The organism is Acinetobacter sp. I-MWF, assembly GCF_025433935.1.
Classification (GTDB): Bacteria; Pseudomonadota; Gammaproteobacteria; order Pseudomonadales; family Moraxellaceae; genus Acinetobacter; species Acinetobacter guillouiae.
Map to the genome: position 1 here is coordinate 441,310 of NZ_JAMBAR010000001.1, position 18,249 is coordinate 459,558.

Annotated in this window: 17 protein-coding genes and 1 pseudogene; 9 read left to right on the forward strand and 9 right to left on the reverse strand. The window is 39.5% G+C overall.

Annotation, left to right across the window (positions count from 1 at the left end):
- Positions 1-21 precede the first annotated feature (21 nt).
- The 5 genes from truA to asd form a co-directional block, all read right to left on the reverse strand.
- The gene (gene truA, locus M2R48_RS02130; protein WP_004718082.1) at positions 22-819 is read right to left on the reverse strand and encodes a tRNA pseudouridine(38-40) synthase TruA; all 798 of its coding nucleotides are present in this window, start codon (positions 817-819) and stop codon (positions 22-24) included.
- Between the two features lie 8 nt (positions 820-827).
- Positions 828-1,802, reverse strand: coding sequence for an asparaginase domain-containing protein (locus M2R48_RS02135; RefSeq protein WP_262084954.1), 975 nt, complete (start codon positions 1,800-1,802; stop codon positions 828-830).
- A gap of 48 nt (positions 1,803-1,850) precedes the next feature.
- Positions 1,851-3,149, reverse strand: coding sequence for a hypothetical protein (locus M2R48_RS02140; protein ID WP_262084956.1), 1,299 nt, complete (start codon positions 3,147-3,149; stop codon positions 1,851-1,853).
- A gap of 46 nt (positions 3,150-3,195) precedes the next feature.
- A complete protein-coding gene (locus M2R48_RS02145; protein WP_262084957.1) occupies positions 3,196-4,701 on the reverse strand; it encodes a hypothetical protein in 1,506 nt (501 codons plus the stop codon).
- 162 nt (positions 4,702-4,863) lie between these two features.
- Entirely contained in the window at positions 4,864-5,982 is a 1,119-nt protein-coding gene (gene asd, locus M2R48_RS02150) for an aspartate-semialdehyde dehydrogenase (RefSeq protein WP_004718072.1), read from the reverse strand.
- A 185-nt stretch (positions 5,983-6,167) separates the two neighbouring features.
- Between asd and M2R48_RS02155 the strand changes: the two genes are divergently transcribed.
- Together M2R48_RS02155 and M2R48_RS02160 are read left to right on the forward strand one after the other, a co-directional pair.
- Complete coding sequence (locus M2R48_RS02155) at positions 6,168-7,286, forward strand: endonuclease/exonuclease/phosphatase family protein (RefSeq protein ID WP_262084958.1); 1,119 nt, start codon at positions 6,168-6,170, stop codon at positions 7,284-7,286.
- A 331-nt stretch (positions 7,287-7,617) separates the two neighbouring features.
- The gene (locus M2R48_RS02160) at positions 7,618-7,935 is read left to right on the forward strand and encodes a hypothetical protein (RefSeq protein WP_209828099.1); all 318 of its coding nucleotides are present in this window, start codon (positions 7,618-7,620) and stop codon (positions 7,933-7,935) included.
- A 38-nt stretch (positions 7,936-7,973) separates the two neighbouring features.
- Here the strand turns inward: M2R48_RS02160 and M2R48_RS02165 are convergent, their stop codons facing one another.
- Both M2R48_RS02165 and M2R48_RS02170 read right to left on the reverse strand, forming a co-directional pair.
- Positions 7,974-8,537 (reverse strand): hypothetical protein, encoded by a 564-nt coding sequence (locus M2R48_RS02165; RefSeq protein ID WP_262084959.1) that lies wholly within the window; start codon positions 8,535-8,537, stop codon positions 7,974-7,976.
- Between the two features lie 193 nt (positions 8,538-8,730).
- Positions 8,731-9,666 carry a lauroyl acyltransferase gene (locus M2R48_RS02170; protein WP_262084960.1) on the reverse strand — a complete coding sequence of 312 codons (936 nt, stop codon included), beginning with the start codon at positions 9,664-9,666 and terminating at the stop codon, positions 8,731-8,733.
- Positions 9,667-9,783: 117 nt separating this feature from the next.
- Here M2R48_RS02170 and M2R48_RS02175 point away from each other — a divergent pair, with 117 nt between their 5' ends.
- The gene (locus M2R48_RS02175) at positions 9,784-10,335 is read left to right on the forward strand and encodes an O-acetyl-ADP-ribose deacetylase (protein ID WP_262084961.1); all 552 of its coding nucleotides are present in this window, start codon (positions 9,784-9,786) and stop codon (positions 10,333-10,335) included.
- 37 nt (positions 10,336-10,372) lie between these two features.
- Positions 10,373-11,350, forward strand: a complete 978-nt coding sequence (locus M2R48_RS02180) for an acyltransferase family protein (RefSeq protein ID WP_262084962.1) — start codon at positions 10,373-10,375, stop codon at positions 11,348-11,350.
- Between the two features lie 127 nt (positions 11,351-11,477).
- On the opposite strand, the gene M2R48_RS02185 is transcribed toward M2R48_RS02180, so the two are convergent.
- Positions 11,478-11,693, reverse strand: a complete 216-nt coding sequence (locus tag M2R48_RS02185; RefSeq protein WP_224964682.1) for a hypothetical protein — start codon at positions 11,691-11,693, stop codon at positions 11,478-11,480.
- Between the two features lie 365 nt (positions 11,694-12,058).
- Between M2R48_RS02185 and M2R48_RS02190 the strand changes: the two genes are divergently transcribed.
- Positions 12,059-12,508: a GNAT family N-acetyltransferase gene (locus M2R48_RS02190; protein ID WP_262084963.1), complete on the forward strand. Its 450-nt coding sequence runs from the start codon at positions 12,059-12,061 to the stop codon at positions 12,506-12,508.
- Between the two features lie 121 nt (positions 12,509-12,629).
- On the opposite strand, the gene M2R48_RS02195 is transcribed toward M2R48_RS02190, so the two are convergent.
- Positions 12,630-14,540: an ATP-binding cassette domain-containing protein gene (locus tag M2R48_RS02195; protein WP_262084964.1), complete on the reverse strand. Its 1,911-nt coding sequence runs from the start codon at positions 14,538-14,540 to the stop codon at positions 12,630-12,632.
- Positions 14,541-14,575: 35 nt separating this feature from the next.
- Here M2R48_RS02195 and M2R48_RS02200 point away from each other — a divergent pair, with 35 nt between their 5' ends.
- The 4 genes and pseudogenes from M2R48_RS02200 to M2R48_RS02215 all read left to right on the forward strand — a co-directional run bounded on the left by M2R48_RS02200 (position 14,576) and on the right by M2R48_RS02215 (position 18,230).
- Positions 14,576-14,821 (forward strand): SlyX family protein, encoded by a 246-nt coding sequence (locus M2R48_RS02200; protein ID WP_004718047.1) that lies wholly within the window; start codon positions 14,576-14,578, stop codon positions 14,819-14,821.
- Positions 14,822-14,944: 123 nt separating this feature from the next.
- A complete protein-coding gene (mumR, locus tag M2R48_RS02205; protein WP_004818810.1) occupies positions 14,945-15,853 on the forward strand; it encodes a LysR family transcriptional regulator MumR in 909 nt (302 codons plus the stop codon).
- Between the two features lie 331 nt (positions 15,854-16,184).
- Positions 16,185-17,436, forward strand: a pseudogene (locus tag M2R48_RS02210) (NRAMP family divalent metal transporter).
- Between the two features lie 35 nt (positions 17,437-17,471).
- Positions 17,472-18,230, forward strand: coding sequence for a LamB/YcsF family protein (locus tag M2R48_RS02215; RefSeq protein ID WP_262084965.1), 759 nt, complete (start codon positions 17,472-17,474; stop codon positions 18,228-18,230).
- Positions 18,231-18,249: the final 19 nt, after the last annotated feature.

Sequence of the window (18,249 nt, forward strand, 5' to 3'; positions counted from 1 at the left end):
TTTTATATGTAGCCGCAAAAATTATTCAGGCATATTTAACCAATGTGGCCCTAACGGTGGTTGAGGCAATTCAAATTGTTCTGGGTAATCTGCATGAATAAAATAAAGTCCATCTGGTGGCGCGGTGATTCCTGCCGCTTTACGATCTTGTGCCGCAAAAATTTCATCAATATGATCCACTTCATATAGACCTTGGCCAATCTCAAGTAAGCAGCCCATGATATTACGTACCATGTGGTGTAAGAAGCCATCTGCCTGAATATCGAGAACTAGATAGTTGCCATGGCGAATTAAGCGGCAATGTTTGACATGACGTACAGGTTGATTGGACTGACATGCCGCAGCACGAAAGCTTTCAAAATTATGCGTACCTTGAAATTTTTGCGCCGCTTCAATCATCTTATCCACATCGAGTGGATAATAGGCATGTGTCACTTGTTTATGTAACAGGGCTGGGCGATTTGCCGATTGATAGACCACATAACGATAACGACGTGCCTTTGCCTTAAAGCGTGCATGGAAATCGTTATCCATTTCTTTAATCCATTGGATTGAAATGTCTTTGGGCAATTGACTATTTGAACCCATTAACCAGCCACGTATAGGGCGAATAGCATTGGTGTCGAAGTGGGCCACCATATTGGTCGCATGGACACCCGCGTCAGTACGACCTGCACCATGTAAAATAATGGGCTCGTCGGCAATTTTACTGAGCACCTTTTCCATGGTTTCCTGAATACTACGTACGCCAGGCTGTTGAGTTTGCCAACCTTTATATCGCATGCCACAAAACTCAATACCAATTGCAAAACGTTGCATAAATACCTCTATTCAGGATGATCATACCAATGGTCATGCCATTGTTCCGAAGAGGGGTATTGTAAATAAATTTTAACAATTTTGGCATAAAGATCTGCTTGGCTCAGTGCATCACTGACTAAAATTTTTGAATCTTTGATCCATTGGCTAATCGCATAGCGTTGATCCATGCCACCTAGAGGCACTTGAGTCGATAAAATGATTTGGCAGCCATTTTCCTGCAAGCTTTTAATTTTTTGGATAATGCCCGCATTTATGGCTAAATTACCTACCCCATAAGCTTGAATAATCAGGAAATGCGGAGCATGTTTGGAGAAAATTTCCAGATTATGTTCAAACTGTAATATTTCAGTCGGCACCATCATCCAATTGATGATATTGAGCGATTTGGCTTTTTCAATATGTGAAAGTTGTACCTGAATGACGGAATGATCTACCGCTATTTGTTGTTCGGCTTTGAGTCCTTTAAACGCATCTAAAGCAGTGCTATGGGCTTTTAATGTGGTTCTTGCATGAATCACTTGATGGTAGAAAGCCAAATACACGCCTAAAGGAAGTCGAGTAACGGCATCCAGTGCGGTATTTAAATTATCCAGCGCATCGGTGAATTCTCGAGTATTGTCCCCTTGAATATTGAGCAGTGGATATTGGCTTCCAGTAAGGACGACATGACAGGACTCAGCTAAAAAGCGTGATAAGGTCGCCGCAGCATAACTGAGCGTATCTGTACCATGAATAATGACAAAGTGCTGGAAATTTTGGAGTTGTAGGCTTTGTATTTGTTGAATCAGCATAAGCCAGTCAATTGCCGTGCATGCACTACTGTCTTTAATACTGGGCGCCTTAAAGCACTCAATTTTAAACTGAGGTGCTAAGACTTTTTTGAGTTGGGGAATAAACTCAGCATCAGGCATCGGCGCTAAAGGCTCGCCAATACAGCCAAAAGTTCCACCCATGTAAATTAAAGCAATTTTTTTGTTCATAATAAAAAAGCAGCCATTCATGACTGCTTTATCTTAAGACGAATAGATTTAAGAAGCTATTTGATTGAGTAAATTTTGTGATTGTTGGCGTTGTTCAGCGGTATACGCTACTTCATTTTGTGAGAGTAGCTCACGAACGGAAGCGTATGCACCCAAATTTAGATATTGTTGAGCAAGGTCTAAATTTAATTGAACTTCATTCACTTGAGCCAGCTCAGGGAATGAATGGAGTAATGGGTCGTTTACATCTATGGCCAGACTGGTTTCAGCTTCACTAGGCGTTTCAAGGTTAAGTGTTGCTGTGCTATGCACTTGCTCAACTGTTTCAGGTTTTGGATCTAAATCAAAACTAAAAGTAGGCTGTGTTTCTGGTTCAGTAGGTGTGAGTTTAAATTCAAAATCACGTACTGGTGTATTTTCTTCAGTAGCTACTGGCGTAATCGGTTCAGCAAAATCAAGTTTGAATTCTGGTGCGATTTCAACTTCTGCTGCTTTTTCAACTGGAGCTGCTGTAGGTTCATTTGCTGTAAACGTGAACTCTAACGGTTTGACAGTTTCAGTTTTAATTTCTGGGGCAGGAGGAACTACTTCAAAAGAAAGCTCAGGTGTTGCTGTTGGTGTTTTTTCAGGTGCAGGATCTAGATTAAATTCTAAAGGCTGAACAGGTTGTTGCGGTGTCTCAACTTTCTGTTCAACAAGCGTTGAATGATCGAATTCTAGCGCATCGACTTGTGCCAGATTTTGCGTTTCGGTTTTAGATACAGCGGGTTGTGAAATTGTTTCTGTATTTTCAATCAAGGCATCAAAGGCAGCTGTATTTTTGCTTTCTGGCACGACAGGGCTTGATGGCTCAAAAGCAATCGATTCAACTGGCTGATCAGCTTGATTGGCTTTTCGTCGTTCTTCGGCTTGAATGACGATTTCGTCTAAGCCCAATGAACGAATATGATTAATCAACTGATTCACTGCAAATTCATCTTTTTGTGCCAGATGCACATCTAAAAGATAAAGATAAAGTTCATGTTGAGCATTGTCTTGGTTTAAAACTTGATTGATTTTTGCTTCAGCAGAGAAATAGTTTTTCTCAGCAATCAGCTTTTCAATATTACTTTTTAATTCAGGGCTTAATGGTTTTGTTGCTTGTTTAACAATAACTTCATCTTCAACAACAGTGGTCTGTTGTTTTTTTGAGGTACGCGCAGTGCGTGCAACATTTTTCTTTGACGTCTTTTTATTGTTACTTTTTTTGTTATTGGTACTGGCGCTCTCTTTATTGGCATCCTCTCGTTTTTTGAGCACGATCGCCACGACCAAGAGTAGAACAAATGGAATCACATACAACAACATTTTATTTCCCCTTCATTGAGCACAATGAATCAATATTTTGAATATCCTAACTATTTGGTTTTTTTGCATTCTGCTGTTGTAATTGCTGTTGCAATTGAGCGAGCTGAGCATTTAATAATTGAATTCGCTGATTCTTTTGTTGTAAACCTGCTGCAAGTTGGTTCACATTCTTCTGTAATTTAACCGTTTTTTCACGAGAAGTCATAACTTTTGTAGATAATTCAGTAGTGGTCTGATTCAACTGTGTATTTTGCTTTCCTTGACTCTGAGCAGCGGGTTGTTCATTGTCTGCGACTAAACTCATTTCTGCTTGGTCTAAACGATATTTGGCAGAACCCGATTGCTTTTTGGCAATTTCAGGTGCAGCCGTTGCAACTTTATTTTTGCTTTGTGGTATTTGACGATAGCTTGCTGCAAGATTGAGCGCAGCACCACGACGAATACGGTTTACATCACCTTGAATAAACGCATTGGCATTATTTGCTTTAATTTGTCGCATCACTTCTGGAACGCTTTGATTGGTTTCTGCTGCAATCCGAGATGCAATTTTCCACAGTGACTCATTGGCCTGAACAATATGCTTAGGTTGTTTATCTAATGCTTTATTGGCTTTTTCCTGTTTAAGCGCTTTTTGTGACTCCGCTTTCGATTTCTCTACGCGAGACTCATTCGATTTTGCTTGCTTGGTCTCAGCTTTGGAATCTTTTGGCTTTTGTGATTCTGCTTTTTGCTCGTCTAATTTAGCGGGTGGGGTCTGAGCTTTTGTAGATTGCACTGGTGCTTTTTCGGTTGGTGGCTGAGGCACTTGTTGTACAGTTACCGCCATTGTTTGTGGGGTATTCTGAGCACTGCTTTGATGATTGCTTTGAAGAGAGTTCGGAGTATTGGTTGTAGCCGCAGGCGGTGTTTTTGTCGCAACTGTGGTTGGTTTTTGTTCTGTTTTGAGAGCTGGTGGTGCAATCACATTAATTGCTAAAGTACCAGCTGAATCCGTTGTCGTCGTTGCTTTGGTTGCCATAGCTGGTGGAGTTACGACTTCTGGCGTTGTCACGTGGTATTGCGTGCTGGTTGGTAAATTTAATGCAATATCTTTTTCGCTGACGATGATTTGAGGTGTCAGAGGCTTTTCTTTGACTAAAGCATTGCTCATTGGAGCAGGAACGTTACTACGCCCACGGGTCAATGGGGCTTTGACTTGCTGAATATGGGTCGCACTCCCTTCTTTGACTTTTAATAATATATTTAATTCAGACTCAACAATCGGACGAGAAGAGGTAATCACAATCACCCCAGTGCCATCTCCTGAACGACGAGTATAAAAATTTAAATGTCCAGGTGCTTGCGTGGAAATACCAATATTTTGAATATCATCTGCATCAGCTAATCCGACTTCTATTTTTTCATTTGGATTTGCATTACTAAACTTCATTTCAGCATAAAGCAGATCACCAGCCCCTGATTGAACTTGGATCGGGTCTATTGTAATCGCACTCACCGCTTGCGACGTCATGATGGCTAAAATGGCAATTTTTAATTTGTTATATACAGTCATCTCTATCCATTGCTCTGACAAAGTTCAAGGCATCCCCATAATACAATATTTAGCTGTAGTCTATATGTAAAATATTAACATTAGAGTTACATAAATATAGTTACATAAAAAAGCCGATCAAGATAGATCGGCTTTTTCATTGTTTATGAGTTTTTTGTGACTTTAAGCATTTTTATAGTCGATTAAGATACGTAACATACGACGTAAAGGCTCAGCAGCACCCCAAAGTAATTGGTCACCTACAGTGAATGCGCCTAAATACTCTTTACCCATATTTAATTTACGTAAACGACCTACTGGCACAGATAGAGTTCCTGTTACAGCGACTGGAGTAAGATCCGTCATTGATGCATCACGTGTATTTGGAACCACTTTTGCCCATTGGTTAGACTGACGAATCATGTCTTCAATCTCATCAAGCGGAACATCTTTTTTCAATTTCAATGTTAATGCTTGAGAGTGACAACGCATTGCACCAATACGTACACAGTGACCATCAATTGGAACAATCTGAGCATTCCCTAAGATCTTGTTGGTTTCAACTTGACCTTTCCACTCTTCTTTAGATTGACCGCTTTCAAGTTGCTTATCAATATAAGGGATCAACGAACCCGCTAAAGGCACACCGAAGTTTGCTTTCGGGAAACCTTCGCCACGTTGTAATTCGGCAATTCGGCTGTCGATGTCTAAAATCGCAGAACGTGGATCATCTAACAAGTCTTGAGTATTGTTATATAAATACCCCATACCTGTGATCAGCTCACGCATGTTTTGCGCGCCAGCACCTGAAGCGGCTTGATACGTCATCGCCGTCATCCATTCCACCAAATTGTGTTGGAACAGTGAACCCATGCCCATCAACATCAAAGAAACCGTACAGTTACCGCCAACAAATGTTTTAATACCATTGACCAAACCGTCTTTGATAACATTTAAGTTGACTGGGTCGAGTACGATGATTGCTTCATCATCCATACGTAATGTAGAAGCTGCATCAATCCAATAGCCTTTCCAACCTTCAGCTTTTAGCTGAGGAAAGACTTCTGATGTATAGTCGCCACCTTGACAGGTAATAATGACATCCATTTGCTTCAGACTGGTAATGTCCGTCGCTTCCATAAGTGCTGGAGCAGTTTTACCACCAAAAGCAGGCGATTCACCACCTGCGTTACTGGTAGAGAAATAGAATGGCTCAAAATGAGCAAAATCATTCTCTTCAACCATACGTTGCATAAGGACAGAACCAACCATCCCGCGCCAACCGACCAGACCTACTTTCATGTCACTTTGCCTCGGTGCGTTAAAAAATAAAAGGGGGTTTGAGTGTATCAAAAGAGTGTGTAACTGCAATAGCATACACAATGAAAACACAACTATATTGTGCAATATATCTTGTTTATGATACATGCAAAATTGATATTAATTTATGAATCATTCAAAAATTAAGAATATAAGAGTGACAAAATATGATCTGGATAGAAGTACTTGCGTTGATCGTGATTTGGCTAAGTTTCTGGTCACTGATTCCCCGTGATGAATGGTGGTTTAGATGTGCTGATTTTCCACGCTTGCAGATATTATTTGTTGGTTTGATTGCCTTGGTCTTGATGTTGTTTTGGACAGCGCCGTGGGACTTGGCTCGTGAAGTGATTTTATTTTTATTGATAGCTGCCTTAGCTTTTCAATTAAAGATGGTTTTGCCTTATACCTTCATTTGGAAGAAACAAGTCAAACAGGTGAGCAAAGATCAGCTTAATCCTGATCAGCAAATTTCAGTGATTGTGTCGAATGTGCTGACACCGAATGATCAATATCACTTATTGCTTGAGCAAATTGAACAGCACCAGCCAGATATTGTTTTGACACTTGAAACTGATCAAACTTGGCAAAATGAATTGGCTCAAATTGAAAAAGACTATCCTTATCGTGTGGCGATACCTTTAGACAATCTCTATGGGATGCATTTGTATAGCAAACTCAAGCTGGTCGATACAGAGGTTAAATTCATCCTCAGTGATGAAATTCCGTCTATTCATACCACGGTGATTTTACCATCTGGGCAAGCGGTGCAACTGTATTGTTTACATCCCAAACCACCAAGCCCAACAGAAGCCAAAGACTCGACTTTACGTGATGCTGAATTGCTTATTGTGGGGGATCAGATCAAAGACTTGGATGAGAGCTGTATTGTTATGGGTGATTTAAACGATGTTGCTTGGTCACGCACAACACGTTTATTTCAACGTATCAGTGGTTTGCTTGATCCACGTGTGGGGCGCAGATATATCAACACCTTCCATGCTGACTATAAATTTTTAAGATGGTCTTTGGATCATTTATTTCACAGTACAGATTTTGCTTTAGTACATATGCAACGACTGCCTCATGTGGGTTCAGATCATTTTCCGATTTATGTGGTATTACAAACAGGGCGTATTTTTGAGCAAACTCAAGAAGAGTTAGAGCAAACTGATGCAGATGAAAGGGAAGCGCAAGAGGCAATTCAGGAAGGGATTGAAAAAGCAGAGAAAGAGGAGAAGTTGGTGACTGATGAAATTGCGCAAAGTTATAAAGCTGGAACCTGATTGTCTAACAATAAAATTAAAAAATGGCTGATTTTTGTAAGCAATTACTTACATGGATTTAGGCCCTAAGCGGATAGCATGCAAAGCATATTCGTTTTAATCTTTACTTATCGACACAGGGAATGAGAACGGAAAATCTCACTAAGGAAGACGAAGTCGATGGAGCAATCATCAAGGATTTGATGTTGGAATGGATAACCAAGAAAATAAGAATAAGATGTGAAAGCACAACCTCATGAACCCGAGTTTTGCAGGATGCAGAACTCGGGTTATGCTTTATTTATGGTATATAATTTAGAATAGACAAGATTGAAAATAAAAAAGAGTGGCTATGTTTCTCGCAAAAGTTCAAGAGTTTGCTTCAAGTCTTAAACATTTTACTGGTTTAAGTAGTGATGCTTTATTTATCTATGCAGGTTTAATCATCTATTTTATTGTTGCTGCAATTCATAAAAGACAACTTAAATCAAATCTTGCGATTATCGCCACAGTGGTACTTGCCTTTGTAATAGAAATCTTTAATGCACGCGCAGATATTTTTGGTAGAGGTTATTGGCGTATTTGGGAAAGTATCCATAGCATAGTCAATATGATTTTTTGGCCTTATGTGATTTGGGCGATGGCACGTTTTCGGGTATGGAAAGGTTAGGTCTTTCTACTTAACCTGCTTATGATCCAGATTGTTTTTTATTTTCCATAATCTTGATTTAAGGCGTCCATTTCAGCAGAAATTTTTTGTTGAAGTGCCATTGAACGTTTACCAAGTTGCTTAAATTCATCACTGGGTGCATTTGCATTAAAATCTGAGGCTGTTGAAAGCGTATACATTTTTTGACTGGTGATTAAATTATCAATCATCTGTGTGCGTAGACTTTGTACTTCACTACTTTTTAAATTTAATGCCATGATTTGTTGTTGAGTTGTCGCTTGTATATCATTGGCTTTGAGTAAAATCTGCTGGCGTTTTTCAGGTTGGGGTGCAGCTGATTGAAGCTCTGCTCTTAATTGAAGTGCTTGAGTATTTGCTTGATTGACGATCTGATTAAGTTGAGCCAAGTCTGTTGTAATCTCTGTTGCATTGGCTGTACTCAGTTCAGTCGCTTTGCTTTTCCAATTGCCTTGAGTTGTTGCACTAGACGTAGTTTCTGAGGTTTTGTTTTGGGCGATATCTGCTTTTTGCTCAGAACATGCAGCAAACATCAAACAGGAACTGATCAAACATGAAAAAAGAACTTTATTGGTGATATTCATTGTTTTATTTTCCTTAAATTTGAATGTATTCAGCTTATTATTGATAAATCTTAATTCGCTTTGTTTGATCAAAAAAGTGGGCATGTGTAACTAGACACAGTTCGCCATGAACGATGCTATTTAGACGCGAGATGACCAAAATAAAAAAGGAGATATTTTATATCTCCTGATTGTTAAAACAAAACACTTAAACTTAATAGATTTTCTCGTAGCCTTTTGGACGTGTTTTAAAGCGACGATGAAACCACATATATTGTGTCGGTGCGATCCGCAGTTGATTTTCAATGATTTTATTGACACGAATCGCATCATCCATTTCATCTTCACTGGGTAATGGATCAACAGCAGGTTCAATAAGCACATGATATTTTGGATCTTTGATATCACCATCACGATAAAAATACAGTGGGATTGCGACAGCTTTTGATATTTTCAATAAACGTCGATGCGCTGTTACTGTTGCAGCGGGCGTACCAAAAAAGGGAGCCATCACCCCTTGTTTTAATCCAAAATCCTGATCTGGACTATACCAAATCGCATCACCTTCTTTCAGATGGCGAATCAATCCACGCATATCATCATGATCAATCTGCGCTTTATAAATCGTTGCACGACAACGATAAATCAGCATATCGAGTAAAGGATTATTCTGTGGGCGATACACCACATCGGGTTCAAAAAATTGTGCGCATAAATAACCACCAGCATCAAGCATGGTGCTATGGGTGCCGAGTAACAGTATGCCTTGACCATTTTGTTTGGCCTGTTGAATATGCTCTAGACCTTGGATGCTGACACGGTTTTTAAACCATTGTGGTGAATACCATGCATTTAAAGTTTCAAAGACCCCAATCATTTGATCAACAAAGACTTGTCTTGAGTTGTCGATGACTTGCTCAGGTGACCATTCTGGAAAGCAGACTTCTAAATTACGTGTTGTTGTTTCACGACGTGATTTTAGTCGATCAAAGGCAATATTGCCCAACAATGTCGCTAAGCGATACTGAATTGCCCAAGGCAAGATCGCGAGCATCATCAAAAATACAATTGCAATCCAGATTCCCCAATATTTCGGATGTAAAAATGCCCAATAAAATTTTCCAGGCTCGTATTGATGCTTTTTACTCATAGCAGTTTTGTAAATTTTGGGGAAGTTAAAACTGAAAGGAGTGTAGCATGAAGCGGTTTAAAGAAGAAAATTCAAGATGTCATTCACTCTCATTGAGGATACGCAAGGAAGCATGACGTGAAAATAATTCGGTTAATTCAAGGTGATATTACAGTTCAAAAGGTGGATGCAATTGTAAATGCTGCCAATACCTCGTTACTTGGCGGTGGTGGTGTGGATGGTGCAATTCATCGAAAAGGTGGTTCTGCTATTTTGGAGGATTGTCAAAAGATCCGAGCTCGACAGGGTGGTTGTGCAGTTGGTGAAGCAGTGATTACCACAGCGGGGTTGTTGCCCTGTAATTATGTGATTCATACCGTGGGCCCCACTTGGCAAGATGGACAGCATGCTGAAAATGAACTTCTTGAGAAAGCCTATCTCAATAGCTTAAGACTCGCTGAGCAACATCAGCTAAAAACACTGGCATTTCCGAATATTTCAACAGGGATTTATCGTTTTCCTAAATCAGAGGCAGCATTTATCGCCATAAACAGCGTGACTGAATTTTTAAGCCAGAGGAACAACTTAGAGGAAGTCAGTTTCGTGTGTTTTGATTTGGAAAATTTTAAAATCTATCGCCAGCATCTTGCTGAGATTGATCAAAAGCAAGTGCATGTTTTAGGTATATAATCGCAGTTATTCACTGACTATTTTAGACAACCTTGCGATGAGAGATACCTACTTAGACAGTTGTAAGGCAACACTGATATTTCTTGTGGTTCTCGGGCATTTTCTAGAACGCATGATCGGTTGGAAAGATCCGATTGATCATGTCTTATTAGGTACGATTTATTTTGTACATATGCCTGCTTTTATCTTTATTTCGGGCATGTTGTTTAAAGACAGTAAATGGTTTAAGAATATTTTATTTTTTGTCGCGCTCTATTTACCCTTTCAAATTCTATTTCCTGCATTTGATGCCATCTGGTCAGGTAAATTTCAGCTCAATTGGAATGTGTTTGAACGACCTTATTGGATCTTATGGTATCTATTGGGCATGATGGTATGGACAACGCTTAGCCATTTTTTGATAAAAACAAAATTTGCACTGCTGATTGCACTGATTCTTGCTTTATGTGTCGGCTTAAGCCCATGGAACAATTACCAATACTCAATCGGAAGAATTTTTAGCTTCTTTCCATTTTTTATTGTGGGTGCACTTTATGGCAAAACTATTGTCGAGAAAATTCAGCAATTTAAATTCACTCAAATTTTAGCTGGATTCATCGTGATGGGTATTGCAAGCTTGGTGTATTTCACCCAAATCAACCCATTTTGGTTATATGGCAGTTTAAGTTATCAGCAACTTAAGGTAAGTATGTGGGATGGTACTTGGATCAGAATAGGCTGTCTTTTGGTGTCGAGTTTGGGTATTTTCGCGATGTTTGCATGGACAAAATTATTGAATATTGGCTGTGTGCAACTTGGAAAAAACACCTTGGCGGTGTATTTGCTACATGGTTTTGTTGTGATGTTGATTGCACGCTATTGGCAACTGGATTTTAATATTTTTGTGGAAATTGGGATTTGTATTGGTTTATCTGTATTGACTTGCTGGATGTTACAACAGCAATTTTTTGATATTTTATTAAGAAAATTATCTTTATGGTTAATCAAACCTGTTGAAAAATTCGGTTTAAAGTAGCGAATGGATTTGAAGCGATCCAGAGCATTCGCTGAAAATTTAAAAGCTACACTGTTGGTGTAGCTTTTAAGCATGAGGATCATAATTTTATAAAGCGACAGTTTTAAAAACAACGTTTTAAAGTGGATTATTTGGTTGCTGCTTTACCCTCTACTTTTTTTGCTGTTGCTGATTTTTGTGCAGCGGCATGGTGTTTTTGGCTATGACCAGCTTTATGTTGTTTTTGCATTTGATGGGTTTTAACCGCTTGAGTCGAATGCTGTGCTGGAGTTGCTGCCATTGCAGAACCTGCGAAAATTGCTGTGGTGAATGCTGCAACAAGTAATGATGTAACTTTTTTCATGATCATATTCTCACTAAATAATTCGAGATCTGAACTAGATTCGATAATCATATCTTGGTGGATTTGTATGGAAACATCATGAAGTGCTTGTAGCGAAATTCAGTATAAATGAAATGATCATTGGTAAGATGAGTGGGGAATGGTAAGTGCTTTGATTTTTTAAGTTTTATTTAATTTTAATCAGTAAAGTATTGCCGTCATTTTAACTTGAATTAAGCCATTTAAATAAGTGCGTTTATTTTTAAAAATGAAAGAGTCTGTTATATATCATTTCAAGTATTATTTAGATAACGAAATGCTGATTACAGACTTAAGTTTAGCATTTTGATCTTTTACTGCTACTCCACTATTGAAATGTGCCTCACATGAATAAAACAATCAGAAGAGCAACCACAAAGGACTTAATTGCAATTACCCAATTGATTGCGCCTTTTATTGATGAATTTGCAATTAATGACAGTGGGCGACAACTGTTTTGCGCAAGTATGATTGAAAAAATGCTTGAGAATCCTGAAATTCACTATTTTGTTTATAGCGATCATCAGCAGATGATCGGTGTTATTGCGTATAAGAATCCTGCCCATTTGGTTCATTTCTTTATATCGAAAGAGAAGCAAGCTCAGGGAATTGGCCGAACAATGTGGAACTTTATCTTGCAGGAGGTGCAAAAGTCTGGTGTTTCAGTATTTACGGTAAATTCAAGCTGTAATGCACAACCTATTTATGAACGATTTGGCTTTGTGGTGAAAGATGAAACCATTGGAAATCATGGGTTACGTTATGTTCCAATGTCTTTAAATCTGGTTAATACATAAAGCTGAAAATATGTGTTGTATATCTATAAGATGATTGATCAATGTTGTTGGTTTCAATATCGGCAGGCTCAATAAAAACTCCGCATATTTGCGGAGTTTTTATTTAAAGATTTTAGAAGAATTAACCTTTGGTCATTTCTTCTAATGCATCCCAACGCTCCATTTTTTCAAGCAGCTGTTCATCAATCTCACCAAGTCGTTGCGACGCTTTGGTGGCTGCATCTGCATCAGTCACAAACCAAGAACCATCAGCAAGTTTTGCAGTCAGTTCAGCTTGTTCTTTTTCCAAAGCTTCAATTTCTGCGGGTAACTGTTCTAAAGCGCGTTGATCTTTATAACTCAACTTCACTTTTTTAACGGCTGGTTCAGCAGGTGTCGCAGCAGCTTCCGCTTTCGCAATGGCTTTTTTTACATCACTTTTCTGATCGACAACACGTTGATCTGGACGTTGTTCTAGATAGTCTTGATAGCCACCAATGTATTCATCGATATTGCCTTTACCATCAAATACCCAGGTTGATGTCACAACATTGTCCATAAATGCACGGTCATGTGAGATCAATAACAAAGTCCCTTTATAATCACTCAACATCTCTTCGAGTAATTCTAAAGTCACCATGTCTAAGTCATTGGTTGGCTCATCCATCACAATAAGGTTAGACGGTTTAAGCAATAACTTCGCCAAAAGGATACGGTTACGCTCACCACCTGAAAGTGCTTTTACTGGAGTACGCGCGCGTTCAGGCGAGAATAAAAAGTCTTGTAAATAGCTGTAGATATGACGGCGACCACCATTAACATCGACAAAGTCTGAGCCTTCAGACACATTGGCCATTACTGATTTTTCAAGATCTAGCGCATTACGTAATTGGTCAAAATAAGCCACTTCAAGCTGTGTACCTGTTTTTACCGAACCGCCATGTTCAAGTTCACCTAAAATGGCTTTAATCAAGGTGGTTTTACCTACACCATTATCACCGACTAAACCAATACGGTCGCCACGCAGTACTAACGCAGAGAAATCTTTAATAATTGGTGCATTATCACCAAAAGCCACACTTAAGTGTTCAATATCAAAGACCAATTTACCTGAACGATTTGCCTCTTGAGTCGCCATGCTCACTTTACCTTGTTGTGAGCGACGTGCTTTAGATTGTTCACGTAAATCTTTTAATGCACGTACACGACCTTCGTTACGGGTACGACGTGCTTTGATCCCTTGACGAATCCAAGTTTCCTCTTCAGCCAAGCGTTTATCAAACAGTGCATTCTGCTTTTCTTCAGCTTCCATTTGCTGTGCTTTTAGGTCGAGGTAGCGTGAGTAGTTACCTTCATAACTACGTAAAACACCACGATCTAACTCCACAATACGTGTCGCAATACTGTCAACAAAAGCGCGGTCATGGGAAATAAATAATAGGGTGAGATTGTTTTGATCGAGTAAGAATTTCTCTAACCATTCAATACTTTCTACGTCCAAATGGTTGGTTGGTTCGTCAAGTAATAAAACGTCAGGTTGCGTCAACAATGCACGTGCTAAAAGTACACGGCGTTTACGCCCGCCTGATAAATCAGCTAAATCCGCTTCAGGATCTAAGCCCATTTTGCTCAAGATAGAATTTACTTTGGTTTCTAAGGCCCAACCATCGAGCAAATCCAGCTTATGTTGTAGGTTGCCCATACGATCACAAGCTTCCATATCACCTAATACACAAGCATCGCTGGCTTCGTGGTATTCTTTTAGGACAAGCGCGGCTTCTCCTGCACCTTCGGCAACAATATCTGCAACTTTGCCCGAATCCATCGGTACATCCTGAGCAAGCATAGAAATCGTAATACCATTTTGTAATGCAATTTCACCTTGATCAGGCAATAAACTTCCCTCAATCAGTTTGAGTAAAGTAGACTTACCTTCACCGTTACGACCAATCAGACAGACTCGTTCGCCTCGTTCTAAATTGAAGTTTGCGCCATCGAGCAGGGCAGGTCCACCAAACGCAAGTTGGACATCCCTTATAGTAATATAGGCCATACGGTTTCCTAAACATCCCACACTGAGGACTAAAAATGACTAAACATAAAAATATTGATGATCAGGCGTCATTTTCCGCACCCATAGAAGATTTGCAAGTCCGAATTGCATTTTTAGATGATTTAGTCGAACAATTAAATGATCAAGTGGCGCAACAAAGCTTGGAAATCGCTGATTTAAAAAAACAAATGCAGTTAATTTACCAACGTATAGAATCTGCTGATTTGTCAGAAGGTATTGCAGCATTTGACCCAATGACCAATCGTCCTCCGCATTATTGATGCAACGGATGTGAAATATGGGTGGCTGAGGTGTGCTGAATCAGGTGTAAATTCACACATAGCAGTGATATTGGCAAAGGATTTGCATAACGCAAGCGCTAAATTTGTGGGTTAAAATGGATTATGAACTTAAAAAACCTCGAAGCATTTTATTGGGTGGTGACTTTAAACAGTTTTAATAAAGCCGCAACAAAGCTTCAAACGACACAGCCTGCAATTTCTCAAAAAATTACTGCGATTGAAAATGATCTCGGTTTTAAAGTGCTTGATCGCAGTTCTCGTCAAATCAAAGCCACGCATAAGGGCATGACCTTATTTAAATATGCTGAAAAGTTTATGCGACTGGAAACAGACTTGGTGGCTGAACTCACAGAAAGTCAGTATTTAACAGGAACGATTCGTTTGGGGGTTTCCGAAACGATTGTCCATACTTGGCTAGTGGAGTATATGGAGCAAGTCCAGCAAGAGTTTCCCAAAGTTTCCATCGAAATCGTGGTGAATTTAACTCCAGATTTACAAGAAGGCGTACGCATCGGTGATTTGGATATGGCGTTTTTACTGGGACCAACTTTGCCTTTTGAATGTATAGAACGCTCATTGTGTGATTTTGAATTAAGTTTTCTGGCATCACCTTCATTTAAAGGTGGAATCGGGCAGATGTCATTGCGGACATTGATGTCGCATACCATTTTAACCTATCCAAGAATTACCTATCCTTATAAAGAGCTCAAAGCCAAAATGAAAGAACAGAAGATCGATGAACCGCTATCCATCACAAGTTATTCATTGGTCACATTATTACGTTTAGCTGAACAAGGCTTAGGGATTGCAGTGGTACCTAAACTAACGGCAATCAAAGAAATTTTAGATGGGCGATTGGAAATTTTGGATACGCCAATCCAATTAAAGACATTCCACTTTACCGCAATCTATACACAAGGCAATAACACCGCATTAAAAGAAAAGTTGACGGATTTAGCGGTTTTAACTTCGGAAAATGCCATGAAAAAGCTGAATAATAAAATTAGATAATGAACAATAAAACGGCATTTTATGCAGCTTTGGTTTTGATTTAAAAATTGCAAAAATATGAAATATTGATAATGAGAACTTATAGAAACTGATAAACATTCATTATTAAATGATTTTAAAAATAATAAAAACATATAAATTCAATATCTTATGTTTAATGAATTTTGGATAAAGTCTTATTGTGGCCGATCTTCTCCTATGCTTTTATTTGAAATACAGATTTGGTTCAGCATAACCAGAAAATCTTAAAAGTTTAAAGGATTAAAGAATTTCGTATTTTAGAAAAATAGATGTTCTTTGTTTCACTTGAAATAGTGTTGATTAAGCTCAAATGGATGAGGAACGCCCACATGTCTTTATTGAAATCTTCTTTTTTGTCTGACCGTCAATGGGCAATTGTTGCATCTATCTTTATGATGGCAACGTCTGCGATGGGGCCAGGCTTTCTAACCCAAACCGCTGTATTTACAGTGAAATTAGGTGCTGCATTTGGTTTTGCAATCCTAGTTTCAATCATTATTGATTACGTTGTGCAGCAAAACATTTGGCGTGTGGTCACCTTAACGCAAATGCGTGCTTCAGATATTGCCAATAAAGCCTTACCGGGGAGCGGTTACTTACTCGCATTTCTGGTCATTTTAGGTGGGTTTTTCTTTAGTATCGGTAACATTGCAGGTGCTGCACTGGGCTTAAATGCACTCTTTGGGTTGGATACCAAGGTCGGCGGCGTGCTGAGTGGTGCTTTGGCAATTCTGATTTTTGCTTCCAGAAAAGCCACACTGGCGATGGACAAGAGCATGATTATTTTGGGGTTACTCAAAATCGTTTTGATCGTGATCGTTGCATTTATTGTCATGCCACCTGTGGGGCAAGCTGTTCAACAAACTTTTGCACCTGATCAAATTGATTTCGCCATCATTACAACCATTGTTGGCGGTACAGTGGGCGGTTATATCTGCTACGCAGGCGCGCACCGTTTATTGGACAAAGGTGCTGTAGGACCAGAAAATATTGATGAAGTGGCCAGAGCCGCAACCAAAGGTATTGTGGTGGTTGGGATCATGCGTTATGTATTGTTCTTGGCATTCTTAGGGGTTGTGGTCAGCGGCGCAAATATCGATTTAGCAAGTCACGATGCCAACCCAGCTGCGCAAGCATTCCAATATGCTGCGGGTACATTTGGTTTTAAACTGTTTGGCTTGATTTTTTGGGCAGCGGGAATCAGTAGCACAATTGGTGCAGCCTATACCTCGGTTTCATTTATGTCCGCATTTAAACAGAACTTAACCACCAAACATACCAACTACCTCACCATTAGCTTTATCTCTTTAGCCTTGTTGCTTTACGTGATTCTAGGTGCAACACCAGCGGGCTTACTGATCTTTGTGGGTGGTTTTAATGGTTTGGTATTACCAATTGGTTTAACGATTTTTGTCTATGTTGCGGCATGTCGTAAAGACATGATGGGTAATTATAATTATCCAAAATGGTTGCTGGTTTTGGGTGTATTAACCTGCTTACTCACATGGTGGATGGGTTATATGTCATTCACGACGGTATTTAATTACCTCACCAAGCTCTAATCAACTTCACACTCAATTGAAAAGGAATGATCACAATGTATGTCGATTTAAATAGTGACTTGGGTGAAAGTTTTGGCTCATGGAAAATGGGCAATGATGAGCAAATTTTACCTGTGGTCAGTAGCGCCAATATTGCCTGTGGCTTTCATGCAGGTGACCCGTTGGGAATATTGAAAACGCTTCAACAAGCGGTGAAGTTAGATGTCACGATTGGTGCGCATGTTTCCTACCCAGATTTGGTTGGTTTTGGTCGCCGTAATATGGATCTGTCTCAAGACGAGCTGATTGCAGATGTGCTCTATCAAATTTCGGCACTTGACGGTTTGGCAAAAGTTGCTGGCTCCAAAGTGCAATATGTCAAGCCGCATGGGGCGTTGTATAACACCATTGCCAAAGATGCTGTACAAGCTGAAGCCGTGATTGAAGCCATTAAAATGTATAACCCAGCATTGGTACTGGTTGCTTTGGCTGGGTCAAATTTGGTTGCACAAGCACGTCAGGCAGGTCTAAAAGTGGTTTCAGAAGCCTTTGCTGATCGTGCTTATAACCGTGATGGCTCACTGGTTTCACGCCGTTTAGAGGGTGCTGTTTTGCATGATGCAGAGTTTGTGGCAAAACGTGTGGTTGCGATGTTAAAAAATGGCGGGGTTGAGTCAATTGATGGTGTCTTTACCCCGATTCAAGCCGATACGATTTGTTTGCATGGTGATACCGCAGGTGCACTAGAAATGTCCGCAGCGATTAAAGCTGAGCTGTTAAAAAACGACATTCAAGTTCGTTCATTTTGTGCATAAAACAATAAGGACAAAACAC

What these genes read in the sequence shown, in the direction of transcription:
- truA (WP_004718082.1), bottom strand. Translation starts at nt 819, where the DNA reads ATGCAACGTTTTGCAATTGGTATTGAGTTTTGTGGCATGCGATATAAA.
- M2R48_RS02135 (WP_262084954.1), bottom strand. Translation starts at nt 1,802, where the DNA reads ATGAACAAAAAAATTGCTTTAATTTACATGGGTGGAACTTTTGGCTGT.
- M2R48_RS02140 (WP_262084956.1), bottom strand. Translation starts at nt 3,149, where the DNA reads ATGTTGTTGTATGTGATTCCATTTGTTCTACTCTTGGTCGTGGCGATC.
- M2R48_RS02145 (WP_262084957.1), bottom strand. Translation starts at nt 4,701, where the DNA reads ATGACTGTATATAACAAATTAAAAATTGCCATTTTAGCCATCATGACG.
- asd (WP_004718072.1), bottom strand. Translation starts at nt 5,982, where the DNA reads ATGAAAGTAGGTCTGGTCGGTTGGCGCGGGATGGTTGGTTCTGTCCTT.
- M2R48_RS02155 (WP_262084958.1), top strand. Translation starts at nt 6,168, where the DNA reads ATGATCTGGATAGAAGTACTTGCGTTGATCGTGATTTGGCTAAGTTTC.
- M2R48_RS02160 (WP_209828099.1), top strand. Translation starts at nt 7,618, where the DNA reads ATGTTTCTCGCAAAAGTTCAAGAGTTTGCTTCAAGTCTTAAACATTTT.
- M2R48_RS02165 (WP_262084959.1), bottom strand. Translation starts at nt 8,537, where the DNA reads ATGAATATCACCAATAAAGTTCTTTTTTCATGTTTGATCAGTTCCTGT.
- M2R48_RS02170 (WP_262084960.1), bottom strand. Translation starts at nt 9,666, where the DNA reads ATGAGTAAAAAGCATCAATACGAGCCTGGAAAATTTTATTGGGCATTT.
- M2R48_RS02180 (WP_262084962.1), top strand. Translation starts at nt 10,373, where the DNA reads ATGAGAGATACCTACTTAGACAGTTGTAAGGCAACACTGATATTTCTT.
- M2R48_RS02185 (WP_224964682.1), bottom strand. Translation starts at nt 11,693, where the DNA reads ATGAAAAAAGTTACATCATTACTTGTTGCAGCATTCACCACAGCAATT.
- M2R48_RS02190 (WP_262084963.1), top strand. Translation starts at nt 12,059, where the DNA reads ATGAATAAAACAATCAGAAGAGCAACCACAAAGGACTTAATTGCAATT.
- M2R48_RS02195 (WP_262084964.1), bottom strand. Translation starts at nt 14,540, where the DNA reads ATGGCCTATATTACTATAAGGGATGTCCAACTTGCGTTTGGTGGACCT.
- M2R48_RS02200 (WP_004718047.1), top strand. Translation starts at nt 14,576, where the DNA reads ATGACTAAACATAAAAATATTGATGATCAGGCGTCATTTTCCGCACCC.
- mumR (WP_004818810.1), top strand. Translation starts at nt 14,945, where the DNA reads ATGAACTTAAAAAACCTCGAAGCATTTTATTGGGTGGTGACTTTAAAC.
- M2R48_RS02215 (WP_262084965.1), top strand. Translation starts at nt 17,472, where the DNA reads ATGTATGTCGATTTAAATAGTGACTTGGGTGAAAGTTTTGGCTCATGG.